Raw genomic sequence first — 20,559 nt, 5'->3', positions numbered from 1 at the left:
GGTTAGCTCCCGCTCTCGTTGCTGCCGGTCGCCTCGTCGGTGCCGGCCTTCACGGCCTGCGCGGCGTGCTTCGCGCCCTCCGCGGCCTTCGTTGCGACGGCGATACCGGCGCCGATCGATCCGGCCGCGGCCGCGGCGCCGCTCGCGGCTGCCCCGGCCCCGGCGCCGCTCGACGCAGCGGCTCCCGCGCCGCTGGTCGCCGCGCTTCCGGCACCAGCACCTGCGCCGCTGCCGGCCGTCGACGCCGACCCAGACGGGTCAGCGGCCGGCGACGACGTCGGCGAGCCCGGCGTCGACGTGCTGCCGGACGGTCCGTCCGTGGACGAACTGTTGCCGCCTCCACCGCCGCCGTTCCCGCCGCCGCCGCCTCCGTTGCTGCTCGCGCGGATCGCACCCGTCGCGACGTCACCAGCGGCCGAGACTGCCGCAGCGCCCAGGAGCAGACCTGCCGCGCCTCCGCCGCCGACCGAGGAGACGGCCGGGACGAGGAAGCGCATCAGCGCAGGCAGAGCCACGAGAGCGATGAGCATCAGGGCCAGGCCGGTGACGATCTGGAAGAGCCCGGTGCCGTCCGACTTGAACAGGTCGGTGCCGGTCATCCGGAAGGCGATCGCGTAGACGATCGCCGCGGCGGGCTTGTAGAGGATGAAGGCGATAGTCCAGGCCATCGCCTTCTTGAACCACTGCCGACCCATCTCGGTGTTCGTGAACGACGCGGCGAGCGGGAAGATGCCGGCGAGGACGACGAGCATCGCGCCGCGGAACACCATCAGCGCGATCTGCACGTAGGTCATGAACACGGCGAGCATGCCCAGCAGGAAGAGACCGATCAGGCCGATGCCGGAGGTCGCAGTGAGGCTGATCATCGCGAAGACGTTGGTGCCGAAGCAGTTGCTCTCGCCCTGCTGGGACACGTCGCAGTCGGTCGAGTTGTTGAGGATCCAGATCGAGAACGCATCGCCCGCCTGGGTCGCCAGGCGGATGACGACCAGCCCTGCGCCGGCCACGGCGATCAGAGTCAGCACGGAGCCGGCGAGCTCGCGCAGCGGCATCGCGCGTTGCGTCCACACCATCCGGGCGGCGGCGACGAGGATCGCGAGGATCGCGAGTCCGCCGGTGTACCACTGCAACTGCCCCTGCACCCAGCCGACGACGCTCGAGGACTCGTTCAGGTGCATCGCCAGCGGCAGGAACCCGGTCACGAGCGCCGACGCGGAGGAGAGGAGCAGTACGGCCAAGAGGATGACGCCGATGCGGCCCATGTGAGCTTCACCGTCGCCGTGCCGGCGACGGCTCGCCATCATCACGCCAGCAACGATCAGGGACATGACTGCCAGGCCCGCAGAGACCCACGTCACGTAGCCGAGAATCGTCTCGAACGCCTCCGGCAGCGGCGGAGTGCCGCCACCGTTGACGCCGCCGCCCTGGTCCACGACCGTGACCGGGGAGGGGACGTTCATCCAGACGGTACCGAGAGAGGCGATGGCCTTGCCGTAGCCCTCCAAGATGTTGTTGACGAACTGCTGCAAGGCATCGTTCGACGCCTTCGAGACGACGTTGCCGACAGCGACGCCGGTCCAGCAGGGAACGTCGATGGGGAGGCATGCCTCTCCACCGCCGGTTGTGGCGGTTGCGATCACTGGACACCCGCCCAGACGATGTAGCCGCCGAGGTTCTGCAGCGTGGTGGGGCGGAAGGGCGGCTGTCCTTCGTCGGTGACGACGAGCTTCCAGTCGCCGTCGATCCACTTCACCGCGGACGGGAAGCTGATCAGCGAGCCCGTGTTCAGCTCGAATGCGGTGTCGATCGTTGCGTTCTCTCCGTCGTAGGACAGCACCTTGAATCCCGCGATCTGCACGCTGGTGCCGGTGTTGCTCTGCTGCGTGTCGGCGGCGATAGCGGCATCGCGGCCGGGTCCCGGTGCCGTGAGCTGCTCCACTGCGAGCGGCGCGAGTCGAGCATCCGAGCCCATCGCCCACAGGTTCGAGACAGCGAAGAGAGCGCCTTCGACGGTGTGCGCGTAGCAGGTGCGTACCCCGTCACTGTCGGTCTCCCCGGGGCCGGCCTCAGCGGAGCTGGGAGCGGCCATGGTGCCGACGATGGTCCACTCCGTCGTCGGCGGTGCGGTGAGGGTGCCGCTCTCCTCGTAGCCGGAGAGTCCGCACACGCTTTCGGCGTCGGCCGAGACGGTGGAGGTCGGGGTGGGGGTCCCGGGGGCGGCGGTCGTGGTGCCGCCTCCCCCGGTCCCGAGGGACGTCACGCCGAGCACGATGGCCGAGAGGGCGAGTGCGCCGACGATGACGGCTCCGACGATGAAGCCCTTCTTGGTGAACGGGTTACGCGGTTCGGAGTCGTTCATGACGTCCCTTGCCTTTCTGTTGGTGGTGTCGGTTTCCCGGGGACGCTACGCGCCCATCAGGAACCCGACGATCGTGAACGCGGCGGAGATGACGATCACACCCACGAGGAGCCGGCCGAGCCAGCCGCCGATTTCGCCGCCCTCGCCGCGGCGGGCGGAGACGGTCATGGTGACGCCGAGGATGATGAGGCCGACGACGGCGACGCCGAGGCCGACCCACTTGGCCCAGCCCATGACTGTGGTGAAGGCCTCGAATCCGGGGGGCATGCCGCCGGGGCCCGGGTCCGGCACGACCGCGCCGAGCGCGCCCGCGGTGGTGAGGATGTCGGTCGTTGCTGCGAGCAGTGCAGACATGGTGTGCTCCGTTTTCTGTGTTGGGTGGTGCGGGGTGATCGGCGCCGCGGTCGCGACGTCGAAAGGGTCCGGTTATCCGGTGGTGAGGGGGCCGTCGGCGTAGGCGACGTCGAAGTGCAGGTGGTTCGGGGTGTCACCGAACTGGGTGATGTGCTGATAGGTGCTCGACCGGCACTGGATCTGGCCCGCACGCGAGCCCTGCGGCACCTGCGGGTCCAGGACGTCAAGGAGCTGGAGGGCGTTGGGGTCGCAGCCGGTCGTGGCGGTGCCGGCGAAGCTGTAGAAGTCCACGGCGTTGCCGCCGCCGTTCATCCAGTGCGAGGAACCCGTGCCGGCGCCCAGGAGCGAGCCCGTGCACTGGCGGTTGAGGTCGGAGACGCCGATCTTCCCGAACGTGTTCAGGGCGATCGTGATGATCTGGAGAATGCGGACGTCGATCGCGCAGTTCTCCTTCGGGGTGCCCGCGGCCATGTCGCGGATCTGCTGCGCGTACCGGTCCTCGAGAAGGGTCAGGTTGCCTGCGTCCATCGCCGCGACGAGGTTCGCTGCGAGAGCCTGCGCATCGCCGGACACGGCGACGCATCCACCGACCGGCGCCGGGGAGGCGGGCGCAGTGCCGATCGGCGTCGACGGGGCACTCACCGGCGCCGCCGACGTCGTGGGTGCGGTCGTGCTGCTGCCGAGGCTGTTGAGGTAGGTCATGATCGCTACGGCGTCGGCGCGGTACTTCGTGTAGTGGTTCGGGTCGGCGTTGCGCTGGACCTTGTTGATCGCGATGGAGGGCTCCATCGACTGCCAGCCCTCGACGGCTACGAGGCGGTCGTAGAAGAAGCCGGCCGAGGTCGTCGGGTCCATGCGCTGCTCGACGGTGCCCCAGCTCGACTGCTGCTGGAACAGGCCGATCGAGTCAGCGACCGACCCGTCCGGGTTGATAGCACCGTCCCCGTAGTTGATGTTCACCAAGGAGGACTCCCCGATCGCCGTCTGCACGCCGAGGGTCTGCCCATCGGCGCCGAGGCCCTTCGCGGCTCCCGCGTTGACGATGAGTGCCGCGTTCACGAGCTGGTCGTGCCCGTAGGCGCCGACCTTCGCGTCCGCGGGGATCGCGGACACGTTCACCGGCCCGCCGCCAGGCAGGCACGCCGCGGCCGCGTCCTCAGCGGCGCCGAAGAACAGCAGCCACAGCAGCAGTGCGATCGCGAGAAGCGGTGCCAGGACCGCCGCGAGAACCCCCATTCCCCCCTTCGCCACCGGGCTACTCCGACGCCAGGGGGGTGATCTGCTCGACAGCCCATGGACCGGTCTCGACGGTGCGGTGGACGTACACGGAGTACTCCCCCGCATCCGTGGGAACCAGGATGCGCATCGTGAAGGCGCCGTCCCCGTCCCGGACCGATGCTGCGCCGGTGAGGGTCGTGCAGGGCACGTTGGCCGGGTCGACGGTCTCGTAGGCCACCGCGGCCTGCTGGCTGAGGAACGGGTACAGCTCAGCGATCCAGGTGTCGTAGTCCAGGGCGGGGCGGCAGAAGGCGGTAGTCGCTGCCACCGCGATCGCCACAGTGTCGCCCTCGACAGTCGGCTCCGGCTGCGGCTCCACGTCGGAGAGTTCGGCGGCGGCCGGCGGTGTGCTCTCGGCCGGCGCCGTCTCGGGTGAGGTCGGTGCCTCAGCGGAGCGCGTCTCGGGAGCTGCCGACTCGGTGGAGGGTGACGCGGCATCGGTGCTCGAGCTGGTGCAGCCGGTGGTGATGAGCGCGAACGCGACGACCAGCGCTGCCTTACTCGGCGTCCTCATGTGTGTCCCCTACGGCTCGTGCCGCAACCGGTCGTCCCGGTTGCGCGCTACGACCACTATAAGGTTTTTTTGGTTTCCTGTAACGTAAACTTAGGTAGCTTTATGAGTTTGCTTGGTTCAAGCCGACCGGGCTCCCGTGCGTGAAGGGGAAACGGCCAGTGCGCCACAATGGAACTCATGTCGTCTCCGATCCCTCCGCCGTCCAGGGAGGTGATGCACATGCGTGCCACGACCAGTGAAATCGGCAATCGCGTGCTGCACTTCCTGTCGCAGGAGACGGCGCGCCTTCACGGGGCCACGGTGTCGGAGATTCTTGAGGCGGTTCCCGAGGCCCGTAACAAGGTGACCCTCTTCGGTCACCTCAACCTCCTGGAGGAGGCTGGCGCGATCGTTGGAAGGCCAGCGCCGGGTGTTCGACACCGCAAGACCGTGACGTACAAGGTCGACTGGGACGCGATCGACCGCCTGCACGAGGTCAGTCGGGCATATCAGAAGGGCCAGATCGACCTCGCGGAGCCGCCGCGGGCTATCTGACGCACGCGGCGTTCCCTGTTCCTGCTGGGATGCGCTCAAGAAGCGCCACGCATCTGTGGGCCAGAAGTTTGCTTTCGTCCGCGACCGCCCGTAGCCCTGTCGCGAACTGGAGCTCGAAGGCATCCCCCGCGAGCCATCCTTCGACGCCGAACTGATCCCCGTCAGGAGAGGTCACCGCGACGTCCTCGAACCGTTCCGCGGCGCGAAGCCCGTAGCCGGCGGCGATGACGTCTCGGCCGAACCAGTACGTCTCCAAGGCCACCGCCCGCAGGATCGCGTCATCGGCGGCTTGCTCGATTTCCACTACCGGGTAGTGCCGCACCAGCCCTGTTCGCGCGTCCAGCTCCTCATCGGCCATGGACGGCTCGCGAGTCGCCACGCACCGCTGGCACGCGCAGTCGACGGGGTGGCTGTTGCCCAGGTGGAAGAAGTGGACAACGGCCGACCACCGTCGATCAGCGGTGCGGCCATCGTCAGTGAGTGCACGGTCCGCTCGCGATACGCCAGGAAGGGCTTCCATGGCGTTAACACTATGTCAGTGCTAGCGGTTTCGTTACTGGTGCTCGGAAATCCACCGAGCGATGGTCGAGTCGAAGACCTCCGGGTCGACGTTGTACTCCGTGTTGTGGGCGGTCGCTGCGGTCTCGACCACTTCCACGGCCGGCGCATTCAGCTTCGCGAACCGCTGGGAGACATCCATCGGCAAGGTCGTGTCGCCGGCCGAGTGGAACAGGAGGATCGGGCAGCCCAGCGCGGCGGCTCGCGGCTCGCGCACCCAGTCCAGCGCGTCGAAGTCCACCGGCTCCGGAAGACCGACGAGACGGCTCGCGAGCTTGCTGCGCAGGCCCACGAGGCCGAGGATCGCGACCTGACGAGGCAATCCCATCTCGACGGCGCCTTGCTCGATCGCCGTCTTCCAGTTCAGCGCCGGCCCGACGAGCACGAGGCCGGAGAGCAGATCCCGGCGGCTCGTGCGCTCCGCTGCGAGCAGCGCCACACCGCCACCGAGGGACCAGCCGATGAGGACGATCTTCCGCGCGCCGTGGGCGGCTGCGTAGTCGATCGCCGCGGCGACGTCGGCCCACTCGCGCTGACCGAGCATGGACGCGCTGTGAGGCACCGCGGGGCCGTCGCCGTCGCCGCGGAAGGAGACGACGAGGGACGTGTAGCCGAGCGCGGTCATCGCCGGCACGCTGCGCAGCGCGTGGATCCGCTTGGTGCGGATGCCGTGCACGTGGATCGCCCACGTGCCCTCCGGGTTCTCGTCCGGCCCGAACTGCCAGGCGGGGCAGTCACCTAGAGGCCCGGGGACCAGGACCTCCACGAAGTCAGGGTCGACCGCCTCCGGTCCGGCGAAGACGTCGCCCTCGCAGATGACGGCCTTCTCTCCGGCGAAGCTTGCGCCCCAGGTCGATTCGATGCGCCGGGTGGTCGCACCGGTCACCGGGTCGGTGTGGATCGGGCGGCTGAGTGTCGCGTGACCCGTGCGGTCGGTGCGGAAGATTCCGAGGATGCCGGGGGCGATGGTCTTGCCGTCAACGGCCAGCGTCATCGTCTTCCCGTCCTGGCGCAGGATCGGGATCTGAGGCGGATCGACGGGAAGCACGACCTGGCGAGCGGCGAAGATCGAGCCGATAGCGCCGGCCACGGCGACGCCTCCTGCTGCTGCTGCTCCAACGATCAACTTGTTCATTCGTTCCATCCCATACCTGCTGCTAGCAATTCACCGTCGATCAGTCGCTCTGCGCGACGAACGACACCGTTCTCGTTGTTGCTCAATTTCATTGCGCCGACCATCACCGCGTCGGTGACGCGCACCTGTAGCGTCATCAGTCGCACGAGCTTCTTCTCGCTCGCGGTTCCTTCTCTCACATATGAGACGGGCGGGGCGGCGATTTCTCGCTCTGCCAGCATCGTGACGAGCTTTCGGGAGCTCAGGTCGACGGCGACGTCCCTAATCGTACGCCGAGCGGGGAAGCTGCACAGGCCGGCGGTGAAGAGCAGGATCCCACCGAAGAATCCCGGGGTGAAGGCGAGATAGAGGACATTCGTCGTCGCGGCAGAGTCGGGCACGTATCGCGCTACCAGCATTCCGGCCAGTTCGCCCGCGGCTCCGGCGATGATGAGCGCGCCGCCGACAGTGAACGGCCAGTACGCGCGACGGGGGAACCTCGCGACTTTCACGATCAGTCGCACGAACAGCACCATCAGCCCGAGGAAGTAGATCCCGCTGCACAGAATCATCGGGAGCTGATCGACTTCTTCATGCGAGAACTTGGGCGAGGTGGCCGGGCGGTCGATCGCGATGAACGCGGCCACGTACGCCGCGATCCACGCCACGAGCAGGACGACCGACCAGAGGCGCACTCGGCCGACGTCGATCACGGCCTCCACGAGAAGCCACATCGCCGTGCAGGCGGCGACGAGCATCACGCAGTAGTAGACGTTCGTTCCTCCGAACAGGCTGTCTGCCTCATCGAGCGTCAGCCACGGGAAGCCGCCCAGTGCGAGCAGCCCCACCGACCCGAAGCCTGCTGCCACCCATGGGCGCGTCGGCGGACGTCGGCGGGCGAGGATGGCGATGAACCAGCCCAAGAAGTAGGCGGTGACGGCGAGGAAGGAGGCGGTGAAGAAGAAGCTCTCGATCGGACTCACTTAGCCGAACTTCCTCTCACCCGACCGGTATCGCGGGTACATGACGAGCGACACCATGAGACGCGCGAATTCTTCAGCTTCGCCTTCGCGGATCCGATGCGTCCGAGAGGAATCGTCGCCATCGAAAACAAACTGCTTAGCGTGACGTACCGCGTTCGTTGCGCTCGTCAGCCCCATGCTGTCGAGGCTAAGACCGTGAGGGAGCTCGACTTCACTCGGAGGATGCCCCAACAGGATGTGAGCCAGTTCGTGGAACACATTGAACAGCCGATAGTAGGCTTTCTTGTCGCTGCGGATGAGGATCATGTACTTGGTAGGAAGCAGCGCGGCGATTGTCTCGGTAAGAGTCAGGGCGAGATAGTTCTCCCACGACTCGTCTCCGCCCTGATACACCTCAATATCAGCACCAAGCACTTCTTGAGCGCGACGGATGATGGCTTCTTCGGTCGACAGTTCACCGGGGTAATTCTCAGTGAAAATTTCCTTGAAGGCGCGTTCGGCGGTCTGGCGAATCTGCTCAGTTACGAGCCACGGATCGTCCACAGTTCCCCCTCCCAGATACAGCCACTATTCGCGTAGCTCGCGGATCGACGCGGCGATGCCGCGGATGGCAGCAGGGGAAAGGTTTCCCCCGAGGGACCGGGCCGCCAGCGGCTCGACACCCTTGGATGCGAGCGCTCGGCGCAGCTCGAGGTCAGCTTCGATCATTGCGGTGTCCTCCGAGGTCGTCAGCTCCGTCAAGAACGCCTCAGGGACCTGGAAGTGAGTGGTGAGGCGAGTGAGCTCGCTCCGAGTCACGCCGAACCGCGCGGTGGCGCCGAGCATCTCGGACAGCCGTGCCGCCGGGATCCCCGCGACGTCATCACTCGCACTCGTGCCGGCCGGGAGGAGGACGCTCAGTCGTCGGGCGAACTCGACACCGTTCGTGAGCACGACCACCTCGTCAACGTCCGCGGTGGGCTCGCCGAACTCCTCCGCCATCGTGAAGATGGTGGCGACCTTGACTCCCAAAACCTGCGCGAAGCGCTCCAGATCGTTCGTGTCGAACATCGCGTCGCCGCGCATCCGCGCGTAGAAGTAGGTCAGCGTCATTCCCGTGCGCGTCGCGAAGTCGACGTTCGAAAGACCGGCTCTGGCCATCAAGGTCTTGATCGCTGCGTGAACGCGCATCGAATACTCGGACGCGCCGTTACCTGTTCTCGCAGCCATGCTGACCACGGTAGCCGCTCGTAGAGAGCACTGTTAGTTTCAGCAGGCCCCGACCAGTTCCGGGCACGAGAACCGGGGGTGTGGGTGAATCAGTCGCTGTCCCCCGTGGTCAACCTCGTTCGTCAGCGAGGAGGGTCCGCGCAGCTCGTCGTCCTCAGGGGCGGTGACGTCCTTCTCGACCACTCCCAGGGGTACGCACCCGATGGACTCTTCTGGTCCTGGTCAGTCAGCAAGCCCTACCTGAGCATCCTCGTGCACCAGTTGGCCGCAGACGGGCTCCTCGACATCGACGCCGCAGTCTCTTACTACTGGCCGGAGTTCGCTCGTCACGGGAAAGGATCGATCACTCTCCGCCAGGTCCTCCACCATCGTGCGGGGTTCTCGACCTCGCGCGGACTGATCGGGGACGCCCTGGCGATGACCGACTGGCGCAGCTCGATCCGTAACCTCGAGAGCGCTCGCCTCAGGACGGTGCCGGGCACCGTTCCCTCCTACCAGGTGTTCACCTACGGCTTCATCCTGGGCGAGGTGATTCAACGAGTGACCAGGCGTCCTCTCCGCGACGTCATGAACGACGTGCTGCTCACTCCGCTCGGCGCCACCAACACCATGCTGGGCGTCGCTGAACACGACCTCTCCCGATGCGTCTCCATCCGCAGCTCCGTACCTCTCGCCATGGGGGCCTTGAACAGCCGTGCCGTCCGCATGGCCGTGATCCCGAGCGCCGGAATCTCAACGACCGCTCGCGACGTCGCCAGGTTCTACGAAATGCTGCTCAACGATGGCCGGGGCCGCGATGACACGCAGGTTGTCTCACCGGAGATCCTGTCCCAGGCGACGATCGCCAGCTCCACCGAGGCCGACGTCGACGGCTTCGCCCACACGCCGATCCTCTGGGCGCATGGATTCCAGCTCGGCGGTCGCACCCCCAACCTCTACCCGCCGCTCGGATCGATAGCCGGCCCGCGAACGTTCGGACACAACGGGTCCAACGTCTGCGTCGCCTGGGCCGACCCGGACACGCAGCTCGTCGTGGCCTACCTAACCAACACGGTCGCTTCGGATGGCGCCCGCCACATGACGGCCGTCTCCAACGCAATCGCCAGCATCGCTCGCCCCGCGGCCGGCTGACAGGTGTTAACGGCTACGGTGAAGTATCGATTACGTTAGTCAGAGGTCGAGAGTGCCGCAGACCAGCGGGCAGCCTCACCCACGTTGGATGCAGGCAGAGGGGACAGCGACCACGACCATGACACTCGACACGCCGCACCACTCCCCGAATACTGCTAGCACTCACACCATGATGAGCCGCATGGGAAGAAGACGACGGAACGATGGAGCGGCGGCGGTGCAACTCAACGCCCGCGTGCTGCCCACCAACCGTGATGCCGTCTCCGAGGCTGCCGCCGCCAGCGGCGTGACCGTCTCGCTCTACGTCGACATGCTCTACAGCGAGCTGCTCGCGAAGTACGGCGCGCTCCCGCGGGTCACCGCGTCCCGATCGGAGCCGCCGATCACCACCACTTAACGCATTAGGCCCGCCGCTCACGCGACGGGCCTAGAAGCTCTCGCTTCACACCAAAGGCTTACCAGGGCGACAGGTGTGAAGCAGTTGATCAGGACCGGTTTCTCAGGCCGGGCCTCATCCATCCCCCCCGAGGGAGGAGAAGTGACCTCATCGTAAGCCACATTGCTGTGTCTGCGCACGCCCAAAATGCCGAAGTTGACTCCTTCTCGGCGCCCTGGGCACTGACGCGCCGACTGAGCCCCCGTGCCGCGGTGCGCACGATGCGCCCGGATGCCTACGGGCGCCTGGACGAGAACGCCTATCCGGCCGCGTTCCCCGTCTCCCCCGTCGCGCCGGCCGCCCCGTGGGCGATCTACCTCACCGACGACGCCGGAGCGTTCCGGCTGCTGTGCTTCGACTTCGACGGCAAGGACTCCCGCGGCGTCGACGCCGACCTCATGGAGCAGGCCGCGGACGACTGCGACGCGCTTTCCGCCGTCCTCGACGCGCACCAGGTCGCTCACGTCGTCTGCCAGTCCTCCGGCACCGGAGGTCGCCACCTGTGGGTCGCTCTCGCGGAAGCCGCCCCAGCCGAGCAGGTGGCCCGATTGGCGATCGCCGCTCGAGCAAACTTCCGCACCCTCGACCACGGGATGCTCCGCAACCCGCGCACCGGCGCCGCCCGGCCGCCGCTCTCCCCGCACCGCGACGGCAGCTTCTCGAGGGTCCTCCGCGGCCGCGCAGAGGAGCTGCTGGACACGAACGTCACCGCGGCCGCCATCGATGCCGTCACGGTCGCGCTGGAAGCGTCCCGTCCGCCGCAGCGCGTCGACGCCACTCCCCCAGTACCCACCGCCACCGCACACCACACGCACCGGACGCTGAGCGCTGCCGGCGCCGCCCACATGGCCACGGCCGGCGGCGGCGCGAATCCATCGTGGACCGCGTTCATGTGCCTGCTCTCCGCTGCTCACGCCGGCTGGTCCCTGACCGACGTCGAGCACGCCGCCCGAAGCGCGCCCGGGATGGAGCACTACCGGACCAAGAACACCGGCCGCGGCCACCGCCGGCCCCGCGCCCGCGACGAGGCCGCGGAGCGACTGGCGCGGCAGTGGGAGAAGGCCCGCCAGTACGCGGCGCTGCACGCCGTTCTCCCGCCCGAGCGCGAAATGAGCGACCTGGCGGAGCTGGGCAGCATCGTCGGCGCCGTCAGCGGCCTCCTCGACCGGTTCCGGGTGAGCCCGGGCCGGTGGGGCAGGACCGAGCGAGCGACGTCGGAGAAGACGATCCTCACCGCCCTGGCCTACCTCACCCTGCACACCGGCAAGCGCACCGTCGCCGCGTCCATCCGCGACCTGGCCCTCCTGGCGGGCCTGGGACGCACCACGGCCGCCAGCGCCCTGCGGAGCCTGCGCGAGGACGGCTACGTGCAGCTCGTCGTCCGCGCTGACGGATCGAACGCCAGCGAATGGCGACTGTCCGAGCACTTTTCCACAGGCTCACTGCAAGGTCCGGTCACAACCACTAATAACCCCCGCCCCCCCGGGCCGCTTTTCACTGAACGAACCATGCTGCTCACCACGCTCGAGGCGGACCTCACGGACACTCGGCACGACCTCTTCACCCGCGCCGGCCTCGGACACCTGGCAGGGAAGGCGTACGCGCTGCTGCGCCGAGAAGGAACCCTCGCCGTCGACGCCGCCGCCACACTGCTGGGAGTGACCACCCGCACCGCCGCCACAGCCCTCTCCCGCCTGCGCACCCACCGCCTGATCGTCAAGCACACCAACGGCTGGACCCAGGCCAAGCGCGACCTCCGAACCGCCGCCGCTCGCGCGATCGGTGTCGACGGAGTCTTGACGGATCGAGCGCACCGCTACGACGTCGAGCGCGAAGTCTGGGCCTGGTGGCAAGCCGAGCTCGCCCACCGGTCCTCCTCCCCCAGGCAACGACCGCGACGCCGACACGTGTCGAGCCGACCCCTTTTCGAGGACAGCACCGCTGGCGAGCGCGTCTGGCCGCTCTACCCCCGCGACGCCGCCGGCCGCGGCGATCACCGCGAGGCGCTGCACTGGGGACGCACCGGCATGCTCGCCCCCGGCTCGCTCTGGTGGTCCTCGACCGCCGCATGACGTCGATTGCACGCGTTCGAACATATGTTCTACTGGCGGCGTGGGAACGAACCGACGCTACGAGCGCCACGTCGGCGCCCAGATCGATCGACGCATCGAAGAGACGGCCGGCCGCGGCCACCCCATCGGCCTGACCGACGACGAGCTAGACAAGACCCGGCAGCGGCCCACCTGGGCCGCCACTCCCCTGCCCGTCTGGGCTTGGGTCCGCTACCCCGGCAACCCCGTTCGCGTCGAGGGTTACGCCATCGCCTGGACCGCCCGAGCCGTCATGGTCGAGTGGCAGGACCGCGACGCCAGCCGCCGACTGTGGGTCTGGGCGTCCGCCGTCGAGCGACGGCCCCAGTAACCGCACATCCCCCAAGTCAGTACGTCAGCATGTTTACATGTCAGCATGCAGACTGGTAGTCTTGTCAACATGATTACAGCGGTAGTGAACCTGAAAGGCGGGTCGGGCAAGACCTCGACCGTCATCCATCTCGCAGCAGCGCTTCGCGAAACCGGGGAGAGCGTGCTCATTGTCGACGGCGACCCGCAGGGCAGCGCGCTCGACTGGGCCAACACCCTCGGTTGGGACGCGACCGGGCTGCCTCGCAACACGATCCACAAGCAGCCCTGGTTGAGCAGCAGCCACCAGAACGTGCTCATCGACACTCCCCCGGGCGATCTGGGTATCACGACGTCAGCAGCTCGAGCCGCTGACCTGATCCTGATCCCGATCCAACCCACCAGCGGCGACTTCTCCCAGTACGCGGAGACGGTCAACCTCATCGAGCAGGTTCAAGCTCTCACGGACGCGCCGGCCTTCACCCTCCTCACCCGAGTGGTCAAGCGCACGGTCGCCGCTGGGCAGATCCGCGACGCGCTCGAACCGTTCGGCGTCCCCGTCCTGACGAGCGAGATCCCGCAGGCGCAGGCTCTCGCGATGGCGTACGGCCTGCCGATCACCGATCCTGGCCAGTACCGAAACGTGCTCGCGGAGTTGAAGGGAATCGTCAAGTGAGCGAGAACCGCTTTGCGGCCGCGGGCCGCGCAGCTCGACCGAAGAGAGCCCAGGTGGGCGAAGGCACCTTCGTGCCGCCGACCCAGCTCGCCGTGTTCTCCGTTCGACTCCCCCAGGAGTCGATCCGAGCGGTGAAGATCCTGGCGGCCGAGCAGGGCGTCCCCGTACAGGTGCTCGCTGCGGAAGCCTTTCAACTCCTCCTCGCCCAGTACGAGGGACGCAAAGCTGATGACAAGTAAGCATGTAATCAAGTCAACTTCCCTACATGCATACCGGGCCGTCCGGCCCTCCCAGGCCGTCACTCGCCATCCGCGGTGACCCCGTGATTGGGAGCAGCCGGCAGACGCGGGATCGGATGACCCACGAGCTACTGCGCGTCGGCGCCGCTATCTTCCGGGGGACCTGCGCGGTGGCGGCGGCGCTGTTCGAACCCACGGCTCGGCAACTCTGGTGACGGAGGTTCGAGTCCCCACAGCACGTGCTGACTTGTAGGCATGTTTACAAGTCAGCATGTCGCGGTCGACGGTGGGGGAGGGTCGGCGTTGCCGCCCCGTGAGGGATAACCCCTCACGCTCCCCGGTATCCCGTTCCGGGGCGCGAGCTGCACTCGCGCAGCAGCGACGGAGCGCCGCCCAGAGGTTCGGCCGGCTGTGCCGGCCGCTGATGTTCGCCCGTTGGGCTCACGTTTCTTTGCCGTGAAGCCTTCGGCGGCTCCCTCCGCTTCGCTGCGGTCGTAGCTACCTACGGGCTCCGTTCAAGTGGCTGCGCCACCGGCTCCTCCGAGACTTTCGGCACGCGGTCGCTGCGCTCCCTCACATCGCGCCGAAACTCTCTCCACCGCCGCCCTCCGGGTTGCACTGCGCCCTCCGGTTGCTAAGGCGGAGAACCGCCTTCCTTACCGTTATTTCCGTGGATGCGGGGCAGTTGTAGGCTCCGGAACGCGCCAGGGGTCCTGGGTATGGCTGACCGCCTTCAGCCGCCTGATGGCATGCCGTGATTGGCCGCCCGGGACCCCGCAACGGCAGGACCGCTCATTGAGAAACGCGACCAGATCGCCCCGTAAGGACATGCCGGCACGGTCGTTCACGGCGCACCGCACCCCTCAACGGAAGGACCCTGCGTGCCCCAACTCTGGGCCGGTATCGACGCCGGCAAGACCGAACACCACTGCGTCGTCATCGACGGCAACGGAACCAAGCTGCTCTCGCAGCGCTTCAAGAACCGAGAGTCAGCGATCCTGACCCTGATGGGCGACGTCGCCTCCTTGCCGGGTGGCACCGACGTCGCGTGGGCGACGGACCTCAACCACGGCGGAACGGGGCTGCTGCAGACGCTGCTCAGCTCCCACGCGCAGCCGCTGTTCTACATCTCGGGCCGGGTCGTTCATCACGCCTCGGGCGCCTACCGAGGCGAGGCAAAGACGGACGCGAAGGACGCGGTCATCATCGCCGACCAGGCCCGGACCCGACGAGACGTGACGCTGATGCGGCAGGCCGACGACGTCACCGCGGAGCTGCGCCTGCTCTCAGCCCGGCGCGAGGACCTGGTGCACGACCGCACCCGCGCCGTAAATCGGCTACGCGCCATCCTGGTCCACTACTTCCCGTCACTCGAGGGAGCGTTCAACTACGCGACGACCAGGGGACCTCTGGTGCTGCTCACCCGGTACGCGACGCCGTCCGCGATCAGGCGGACGGGGGAGAGCCGTCTGGCGTCGTGGTTGAAGGGGCAGGGCTGTTGGAAGTCCGCGGCCGTCGCTAAGACGGCGGTGGAAGCCGCGCGCGAGCAGACCTCGGTCGTCGCGGGGGAGGATGCCGCGGCCCGGCTGGTGAGCCGGTCCGCCCGCGATCTGCTCCGCATCCGCGACGAACTCGCCGAGCTCGAGGCCGAGATCGACGCCGTTCTACAGGACAGCAGTTCTGCGGATCTGCTCGTGTCGCTCCCCGGATTCGGGCGCAGGCTCGCCGCGGACTTCCTCGCCGCAACCGGTACTGACCTCGCCGCATTCGAGACGCCCGACCGGCTGGCCAGCTTCGCGGGCCTCGCTCCCGTGCCGCGCGACTCCGGGAAGATCTCCGGCAACCACCACCGGCCACGGCGCTACGACCGGCGGCTGTTGAACGCCTGCTTCCAAGCGGCGTTCATCGCGTCGAGGAACTGCCCGGTCTCTCGCTCGTTTTACGAGCGAAAACGTGGCGAGGGCAAGTCGCACAAGCAGGCACTGATCGCACTCGCCCGACGCCGCATCAACGTCATCTGGGCAATTTTCCGCGACCAGACCAGCTATCACCCCACAGGCGCAGAGCCCGCCGCGTTCGCGTCAGGGACGATCGCAGATGGGTCGGCGGCTCGTGGTCTCGGTGCTGGCGGGAATCCGTGGGAGGGCATCGGCAACCGTCACTCGTGGTGAACCACCTCGCTGCGGGGTAATCCTGGTCAGGGATTCTGCGCGCGATCGACGCGCGCGACAATCGCGCGCAGTGCTTCGACTTCGATGCTGAGGGCGGCGGTGCCCTGAGGAGTGAGAGCGACCCAGTTCTTGGCTCGGCGGCCGTCGTAGCCCCGTCGTGTGGTGATGTGACCGGCCCTGAGTAGGACTTCGAGGTGTCGTCCAAGGTTGCCGTCGGTGAGGTCGAGGGTGGTGCGCAGGAACCGGAAGTCGGCTTCGCCGGCCTCGTGAAGGATGGTCAAAATCGCAAGACGCGTTCGTTGGTGGACGGCATCGTCCAAGGACGCGAACTCGTCGTCGGTCGACTCCTCAGCGCCTGGTGCCACGGGCACGTCCCGTCTCCTGCCGGAAAGCAGTAATACCCAGAACGACGAGGGTGATGCCGGCGATCGTGAGAACGACGCCATCGATTGACAAAGGCGTGGAACCGTAGGAAGCACCCAGGATCAACCCGCTCTCGGGGGCAGCGTCCTGCAAGAAGCTGTTGAAGAGGAAGGGGGAAACTACTGCCACCCCGAGGCCAGCAAGCCACTGGCTGCGATTTTCGAGTCGCCAACCGATCGCGAACAGGAGCACCCCGACAAGAAACGCCGGACCGACGAACTCAACAAGAAAGGCCGGACCGGCGAACATCGTGGGCAGAAACGTCAAGATCGAGATTGCGGCGATGACGGCCGCGATCGGCCCCATGCGCTCGCGCCCCATTCCCACACCTGCGTGAGCAGCAGTAGCCCTCAGCACGATCCAGAGAGCGATGCTCGTGAAGGCAGGAATCAGGAAGCCGACGGTGAACAGCGTCGAACCGGCCAGGGGCAGCAGTCCGGCTGTTACCACTCCGACGCCGGAGACGATCAGCGGAAGTGATGACACGTGCCGCGCGTCTCGGACCCGTTCTTCTAAGGGCGTGCGAGTCAGCGACATGATGCTCCGATCACTCTGTGGTGTAGAGCAACTGTACTCTGCCTTGCAGAGCGGTCGCTAGGACGTCCAGCGTCGGGACCGTTTCGAGCGGCCGCAATTCCGCGCATCAGATCGCGAACAAGCGGACGCCGACCTCAGGCCGGCGCGGTGTCGTGCGCTGCGCGAATTTTTGCCTGGAAGCCTTCGGCAGCGTACGGGCCTCCGGCGTCCACGCAAGCCGCTGCGCGGCCGGCTCCTCCGAGGTTCTCGGCACGCGGTCGCTGCGCTCCCTCCCATCGCGCCGACAACCTCTCCTCCGCCGCCCTCCGGGTTGCGCTCCCACCTCCGACCCTGCTCGGCACTACGTGCCTTCCAGGCAAAAAAACGCTGGGAGAGAAGGAAGAACGATCCGGCCAGACCACCCCCGCTGGCTTGACAAATCTGATTGAGAATCACGGCAAAAAAACGAGGGGGAGGGGCAGGGCAGGACCACCGCCCGGGACCCGACGACGAGAGGACTTCACCATGACCGACACCGCCACCACCGAACCGCAGACACCGACCCTCCCGGAGGCGGTGGCCGAGTTCGTGTCCGTGTTCTCCCACGGGGACACCGCCGACGATCTGGCCGTCCGGATGAGCTGCTGCGAGGTCGACGCGTTGGCCGGACTCCTGCGAGCATTCGGACGAGACGAGGCCGCCGACCTGTGGATCGCGGAGCACGCGACCGACGACGACGAGGGCGACGCGCACACCCCGGAAGGAGCGAAGCGATGACCGAGCAGCCGAAGGCCGACGCCGTGACAATCTATCTCGCGGCTGCGGCCGCCTACGACGAGGCGGTGACCGCGTTCCTCACCGCGGGCGCTACCTACACCGCGGCCCTCGCGAATTTCCGCGTGGCGATGACCGTCTCGCCCACTCTCTCCTGCGAGAAGGTCAACGTGATCGCGCAGATGCTCGACAAGGCCGGTGACCGCGACGCGGCCGGGTGGTGGATCCACGCGCACTGCGCCGAGGAGAAGCGCGAGGAGTTCGAAGCGCACATGGAGTTCTATCTGGAAGATTCCTCATGGCTCTGACCGTCTACTCGAAGCCCTCGTGCGTGCAGTGCACCGCGACCTACCGAGCCCTCGACGCGAAGGGCATCGAGTACACGACTGTCGACGTCACGACGAACCCCGCAGCGCTCGCCTACGTCACGGAGGAGCTGGGCTACTCCGCCGCCCCGGTGGTCGTCGCGAGCGACGAGGACCACTGGTCGGGCTTCCGCCCGGACCTCATCGAGAAGCACGCAGCGTGACCGGCCCGAACGTCGAGAGCGACGAGTACCGGGCAGGGTATCTCGCCGGGCGCGCGGACCGGCAGGGCGAGGTCGACTGGGCGGAGAACGAGGCCGATCGGTACTACCGCCTCGCCTACGGCGACGAGCGGCGTCTCCCGGCCTACGCCGTGACGCGCGCCGAGCTCGAACAGCGCAGGGCGCTGTCCGAGCCGTCCGTCGAGGTCACCCGACGCGACGCTCTCACGTCCTGGGGTATCGAGACCGAAGCACCAGAGCAGAACACCCCAAGCGCATCCCCGTCGACGTCGACGGGACGACCCACGAACCGAACGAGCAGGAGACGACAGATGAGCACCAGGACGATCACCGGCAACCTCGCCGCCGACCCCGAGGCCGTGCAGGCGGGCCGCGTCCAGATCGTGAAGCTGCGCGTCATCGAGAACACCGGCGAATACCGCGCGGGGGAGTGGACCCCGCACGACGCCCCGACCACGCACTACGTGGAAGCGAAGTTCGAACTCGGCGAGCACGTCCTCGCCTCCCTCCACAAGGGAGACGCCGTGATCGTCGTCGGCTACGAGCGCACCGTCGCCTGGGGCGAAGGAGAGAACCGCCGCACCGGCCGCGTCCTCGAAGCCGACGCCATCGGCCCCAACCTCACCCGCGCGACCGCCGTCGTCACCACAACCACCCAACGCGCACCCCGCCGCAGCGCCGCGGAGTAGAGCGCCCGCTCAGTTCTTGACGCGGAGCACGTAGAGGATGACGTGATCCTCCGGGATCGCTGCGCGCACTTCCACGATCGCCGCGGCGCTCGTCGCCGCGCTACTGCGCACCACCGTTGATGCCGATTCCGCGCGCGTCCGGTGTGCCAGCTCCCACATGCCTCCATCGTCCCATCCGGCGCCGACAGCGGCTCTCAGCTCTCGGCGGGGGAGGGCCGGCGGTGCCGTCCCGTGAGGGGCCGGCCCCTCACCCTCCCCGGTGTTCCGCTCGAGGCGCGGGGTGCGCTTCGCGCACATCGCCTGCGGCGACCGGGAGCCGCTGCGCGGCGCTGCTTCGAGGTTTTTTGTTCCTCTCCGCGGTACAAACCTATTTCGCTCCGTCGTCTCCGTGCCACCTATTCCGAACGCGGTCGCTGGCTCCCTTATTTCGTTCGGAATAGGCGTCACTCCGCCGCCTCCACTCAAACGGTTCTTCCCGCCGGAGAGGCACAAAAAAACGATCAGACAAGACGAAAGCCCCGTAGTTGATCTAGAACCACGGGACCCGTCGCGTCGATCCTCGCACAGGGAGAATCGCCATGACCAGCACGACCACCGCCCGCAAGACCGCCGCCAAGAAGCGCGCACCGCGGACCACGCCGGAGGAGCGCCGCGAGCAGGCCGCCGCGCTGCACGAGAGCATCGCCGAGCAGGTCGAGGCGCTGCGCGACTCCGACCAGTGGCGCCGGTTCCTCTCGTTCGCGTCCTCGTTCCACCGCTACAGCCTGGGCAACCTGCTGCTGATCCTCGCTCAGCGCCCCGACGCCTCCGCCGTCGCCGGGTTCCGCGCGTGGCAGGCCAAGGGCCGCCAGGTACGCAAGGGCGAGAAGGCGATCAAGATTTTCGGCTTCGCTCAGCGGAAGATCGCCGCCGACGAGGAGGCCGAGGAGGGCACCACGACCAGCACCGACGAGACGGGGCAGAAGGTCCAGACGTACTACCCGCTCGTGTCCGTGTTCGCGATCGAGCAGACCGACCTGATGGAGGGCGCCGAGGATCCCCGCGACATCGCGCAGTTGCTCACCGGGGAGCACGATCACGGCGTCATTGCGCCGCTGACGGCCTCTCTCGAGGCCGAGGGGTGGACGGTCGAGCGCCGCCCGCTGCCGCAGGGAACGAACGGCTACGCCGCCCCCGAGGAGCGCACGGTCGTCGTGGATTCCAGCCTGTCGCCGGAGCAGGCCGCAAAGACCCTGATCCACGAGGCCGCGCACGTGCTGATGGGTCACGTCGATGACCTGGAGGAGTACGCGCAGCACCGAGGGCTGATGGAGACGGAAGCCGAGTCCGTCGCGTTCGTCGTCGCCGGGCTCGTCGGATTCGACACCAGCGCCTACAGCGTCGGCTACGTCGCGACGTGGAGCGACTGCAAGGCCGACACGATCCGCGAGACGGCCGCGCGGGTACTCACCACCGCGCACCGCATCGCCGCGATCCTCGACGCCGACGACGACGAGAGCGACGACGAGAGCTGAGAGGCGGCGGGCCGGCCTTCGGGCCGGCCCGTGAGGGGCGACCCCCTCACACTCTCTAATGATCTCGGCTGGCCTGGTGCCGGCTGTCAGGCTGGTCCTGGCTTGCTCGGGCGTGACTCATCACACTCTTGACCGCTGTGT

At 67.5% G+C, this 20,559-nt stretch carries 26 protein-coding genes; 13 read left to right on the top strand and 13 right to left on the bottom strand.

The features are described from left to right. Positions 1-2 precede the first annotated feature (2 nt). From C5C36_RS15445 to C5C36_RS15425, 5 genes are all read right to left on the bottom strand, one after another. Positions 3-1,529 (bottom strand): hypothetical protein, encoded by a 1,527-nt coding sequence (locus C5C36_RS15445; protein WP_104227107.1) that lies wholly within the window; start codon positions 1,527-1,529, stop codon positions 3-5. Positions 1,530-1,636: 107 nt separating this feature from the next. After that, the gene (locus C5C36_RS15440; RefSeq protein ID WP_104227108.1) at positions 1,637-2,359 is read right to left on the bottom strand and encodes a hypothetical protein; all 723 of its coding nucleotides are present in this window, start codon (positions 2,357-2,359) and stop codon (positions 1,637-1,639) included. Between the two features lie 45 nt (positions 2,360-2,404). Next, complete coding sequence (locus C5C36_RS15435; protein WP_104224227.1) at positions 2,405-2,713, bottom strand: hypothetical protein; 309 nt, start codon at positions 2,711-2,713, stop codon at positions 2,405-2,407. A gap of 72 nt (positions 2,714-2,785) precedes the next feature. After that, complete coding sequence (locus tag C5C36_RS15430; RefSeq protein ID WP_104227109.1) at positions 2,786-3,949, bottom strand: hypothetical protein; 1,164 nt, start codon at positions 3,947-3,949, stop codon at positions 2,786-2,788. A gap of 19 nt (positions 3,950-3,968) precedes the next feature. Continuing rightward, positions 3,969-4,505 carry a hypothetical protein gene (locus C5C36_RS15425; RefSeq protein WP_104227110.1) on the bottom strand — a complete coding sequence of 179 codons (537 nt, stop codon included), beginning with the start codon at positions 4,503-4,505 and terminating at the stop codon, positions 3,969-3,971. A gap of 219 nt (positions 4,506-4,724) precedes the next feature. Here C5C36_RS15425 and C5C36_RS15420 point away from each other — a divergent pair, with 219 nt between their 5' ends. Next, positions 4,725-5,039: a hypothetical protein gene (locus C5C36_RS15420; protein ID WP_146078849.1), complete on the top strand. Its 315-nt coding sequence runs from the start codon at positions 4,725-4,727 to the stop codon at positions 5,037-5,039. On the opposite strand, the gene C5C36_RS15415 is transcribed toward C5C36_RS15420, so the two are convergent. The 5 genes from C5C36_RS15415 to C5C36_RS15395 all read right to left on the bottom strand — a co-directional run bounded on the left by C5C36_RS15415 (position 5,032) and on the right by C5C36_RS15395 (position 8,903). Further along, on the bottom strand, positions 5,032-5,397 hold the full coding sequence (locus C5C36_RS15415) for a hypothetical protein (protein ID WP_104227112.1): 366 nt from the start codon (positions 5,395-5,397) through the stop codon (positions 5,032-5,034). The two genes, C5C36_RS15420 and C5C36_RS15415, sit on opposite strands and share 8 nt — an antisense overlap. A 195-nt stretch (positions 5,398-5,592) precedes the next feature. Beyond that, positions 5,593-6,732: a S9 family peptidase gene (locus C5C36_RS15410; protein WP_181072913.1), complete on the bottom strand. Its 1,140-nt coding sequence runs from the start codon at positions 6,730-6,732 to the stop codon at positions 5,593-5,595. Further along, a complete protein-coding gene (locus C5C36_RS15405) occupies positions 6,729-7,694 on the bottom strand; it encodes a hypothetical protein (RefSeq protein ID WP_104227113.1) in 966 nt (321 codons plus the stop codon). The genes C5C36_RS15410 and C5C36_RS15405 overlap by 4 nt, the downstream gene beginning before the upstream one ends. Next, positions 7,695-8,237, bottom strand: coding sequence for an ImmA/IrrE family metallo-endopeptidase (locus tag C5C36_RS15400; protein WP_104224220.1), 543 nt, complete (start codon positions 8,235-8,237; stop codon positions 7,695-7,697). Between the two features lie 24 nt (positions 8,238-8,261). Then, positions 8,262-8,903, bottom strand: a complete 642-nt coding sequence (locus C5C36_RS15395) for a helix-turn-helix domain-containing protein (protein ID WP_146078848.1) — start codon at positions 8,901-8,903, stop codon at positions 8,262-8,264. A gap of 84 nt (positions 8,904-8,987) precedes the next feature. Here C5C36_RS15395 and C5C36_RS15390 point away from each other — a divergent pair, with 84 nt between their 5' ends. From C5C36_RS15390 to C5C36_RS15360, 7 genes are all read left to right on the top strand, one after another. Further along, positions 8,988-10,034, top strand: a complete 1,047-nt coding sequence (locus C5C36_RS15390; protein ID WP_181072912.1) for a serine hydrolase — start codon at positions 8,988-8,990, stop codon at positions 10,032-10,034. A 217-nt stretch (positions 10,035-10,251) separates the two neighbouring features. Beyond that, entirely contained in the window at positions 10,252-10,431 is a 180-nt protein-coding gene (locus tag C5C36_RS15385; protein ID WP_104224217.1) for a hypothetical protein, read from the top strand. A 260-nt stretch (positions 10,432-10,691) separates the two neighbouring features. Further along, positions 10,692-12,542 carry a hypothetical protein gene (locus C5C36_RS15380; RefSeq protein WP_181134912.1) on the top strand — a complete coding sequence of 617 codons (1,851 nt, stop codon included), beginning with the start codon at positions 10,692-10,694 and terminating at the stop codon, positions 12,540-12,542. Between the two features lie 40 nt (positions 12,543-12,582). Continuing rightward, positions 12,583-12,891 carry a hypothetical protein gene (locus C5C36_RS15375; protein WP_104227116.1) on the top strand — a complete coding sequence of 103 codons (309 nt, stop codon included), beginning with the start codon at positions 12,583-12,585 and terminating at the stop codon, positions 12,889-12,891. A gap of 84 nt (positions 12,892-12,975) precedes the next feature. Next, a complete protein-coding gene (locus C5C36_RS15370) occupies positions 12,976-13,545 on the top strand; it encodes an AAA family ATPase (RefSeq protein ID WP_181133838.1) in 570 nt (189 codons plus the stop codon). Positions 13,546-13,598: 53 nt separating this feature from the next. Next, positions 13,599-13,784 (top strand): ribbon-helix-helix domain-containing protein, encoded by a 186-nt coding sequence (locus tag C5C36_RS15365; protein ID WP_104224213.1) that lies wholly within the window; start codon positions 13,599-13,601, stop codon positions 13,782-13,784. Between the two features lie 881 nt (positions 13,785-14,665). Next, positions 14,666-15,955, top strand: a complete 1,290-nt coding sequence (locus C5C36_RS15360; RefSeq protein ID WP_258059506.1) for an IS110 family transposase — start codon at positions 14,666-14,668, stop codon at positions 15,953-15,955. Positions 15,956-15,981: 26 nt separating this feature from the next. On the opposite strand, the gene C5C36_RS15355 is transcribed toward C5C36_RS15360, so the two are convergent. Beyond that, positions 15,982-16,275: a transcriptional regulator gene (locus C5C36_RS15355; RefSeq protein ID WP_258062327.1), complete on the bottom strand. Its 294-nt coding sequence runs from the start codon at positions 16,273-16,275 to the stop codon at positions 15,982-15,984. 28 nt (positions 16,276-16,303) lie between these two features. Beyond that, on the bottom strand, positions 16,304-16,915 hold the full coding sequence (locus tag C5C36_RS17370; protein WP_146078846.1) for a hypothetical protein: 612 nt from the start codon (positions 16,913-16,915) through the stop codon (positions 16,304-16,306). Positions 16,916-17,419: 504 nt separating this feature from the next. Between C5C36_RS17370 and C5C36_RS15350 the strand changes: the two genes are divergently transcribed. Genes C5C36_RS15350 through C5C36_RS15335 form a run of 4 tightly spaced genes read left to right on the top strand, consistent with a single transcriptional unit; the run spans position 17,420 to position 18,904 of the window. Beyond that, positions 17,420-17,671 carry a hypothetical protein gene (locus C5C36_RS15350; RefSeq protein WP_104224211.1) on the top strand — a complete coding sequence of 84 codons (252 nt, stop codon included), beginning with the start codon at positions 17,420-17,422 and terminating at the stop codon, positions 17,669-17,671. Next, complete coding sequence (locus C5C36_RS15345) at positions 17,668-17,976, top strand: hypothetical protein (RefSeq protein ID WP_104224210.1); 309 nt, start codon at positions 17,668-17,670, stop codon at positions 17,974-17,976. Before C5C36_RS15350 ends, C5C36_RS15345 begins: the two co-directional genes overlap by 4 nt. After that, positions 17,967-18,197 (top strand): glutaredoxin-like protein NrdH, encoded by a 231-nt coding sequence (gene nrdH / locus C5C36_RS15340; protein ID WP_104224209.1) that lies wholly within the window; start codon positions 17,967-17,969, stop codon positions 18,195-18,197. Before C5C36_RS15345 ends, nrdH begins: the two co-directional genes overlap by 10 nt. Beyond that, complete coding sequence (locus C5C36_RS15335; RefSeq protein WP_104227118.1) at positions 18,194-18,904, top strand: single-stranded DNA-binding protein; 711 nt, start codon at positions 18,194-18,196, stop codon at positions 18,902-18,904. The genes nrdH and C5C36_RS15335 overlap by 4 nt, the downstream gene beginning before the upstream one ends. 9 nt (positions 18,905-18,913) lie before the next feature. Here C5C36_RS15335 and C5C36_RS17760 read toward each other — a convergent pair whose 3' ends face one another. Continuing rightward, positions 18,914-19,063 carry a hypothetical protein gene (locus C5C36_RS17760; protein WP_181072908.1) on the bottom strand — a complete coding sequence of 50 codons (150 nt, stop codon included), beginning with the start codon at positions 19,061-19,063 and terminating at the stop codon, positions 18,914-18,916. 419 nt (positions 19,064-19,482) lie between these two features. Between C5C36_RS17760 and C5C36_RS15330 the strand changes: the two genes are divergently transcribed. Beyond that, positions 19,483-20,418 (top strand): ArdC-like ssDNA-binding domain-containing protein, encoded by a 936-nt coding sequence (locus tag C5C36_RS15330; RefSeq protein ID WP_104227119.1) that lies wholly within the window; start codon positions 19,483-19,485, stop codon positions 20,416-20,418. Positions 20,419-20,559: the final 141 nt, after the last annotated feature.

The sequence above is a fragment of the Rathayibacter sp. AY1G1 genome, assembly GCF_002932095.1.
Taxonomy (GTDB): Bacteria; Actinomycetota; Actinomycetes; order Actinomycetales; family Microbacteriaceae; genus Rathayibacter.
This window is presented reverse-complemented; position numbering and strand designations above follow the sequence as displayed.